2 protein-coding genes are annotated in these 944 nt (G+C 42.7%); both read right to left on the reverse strand.

The features are described from left to right. Positions 1–503, reverse strand: a 503-nt coding sequence (locus CXF58_RS14180) for an IS3 family transposase (RefSeq protein WP_416375560.1), incomplete at its 3' end; no start/stop codon positions are given. Beyond that, positions 491–944 (reverse strand): DNA-binding protein (locus CXF58_RS01185; RefSeq protein WP_102076320.1); only part of this gene is annotated, 454 nt, incomplete at its 5' end. The genes CXF58_RS01185 and CXF58_RS14180, both read right to left, overlap by 13 nt.

Here is a 944-nt window from a genome sequence, read left to right on the forward strand (position 1 = left end):
TCTAGCATCTGTTTCACCAAGTCATACACCGGTCGTCTTGAGAGCGTATAACTGATGATCTCATTGTTGAAGCAGTCTAGTATAGGAGACAGATACAACTTGTCCTCACCGACTTTAAACTCTGTAATGTCAGTAAACCACCTGCGATTGGGCGCTTTCGCTCTGAACCTGCGTTTGATTCTATTCTTGGCAATGACGCCGCACTGTCCTTTATAAGATCGATACTTCTGCCTTCTGATTCTTGCACTAAGCTTAAGCTGTCCCATAAGCCGTGCGATAAGTTTATGATTATAAATCAAACCTTCATTTTTAAGTGTCTGGGTGATTCTACGGTAGCCATATCTGCCTTTATGGTGATGATAGATATCACGGATACGCTGTTTAAGATCGGCGTATTTATCTTTACTAGTAAGACTCGCTCTATGGTAGTAGAAGCTGCTCCGCGCAAGCTTTGCTATGGCGAGTAGATCAGATAATGGATGATGCTCTCTTAATCCTTCGATGAGCCTTGCTTTGTCTGGTTGGCTTTCCTCTCTTTGAGCCGTGCATCGAGCTTTTTTAAATAAGCATTCTCCGCACGCAAATACTCATTCTCGCGTTTGATCTCTTCTATACTCTTTTCATGGTCAGGTTTGTCAGTGAGATAAGGATGCTTCACAGTGGGTCGTCCTTTAGCTTTAGCAGTTAAGCCTAGCATACCATGACGGGCATAGGAGCTGCGCCATACACTAATCAGTGCAGGTGAGCTAATGTTAAACCTCAAAGCGGCTTGTGATTGACTTAAACTTTCACCTGCCATTGTGGTCAGGACTTGAAGCTTGAACTCACGACTGTAGATGGCTTTGCCAGTTTTAGGTTTGATTGCAAGTATACCGTCTTTTAAGTACTGGTTGACCCACTTAAAAACATCTTTATCATTAATATTAAAATGCTTTGCGGTAGCA

It is taken from the genome of Psychrobacter sp. Sarcosine-02u-2 (genome assembly GCF_002836335.1).
GTDB lineage: Bacteria > Pseudomonadota > Gammaproteobacteria > Pseudomonadales > Moraxellaceae > Psychrobacter > Psychrobacter faecalis.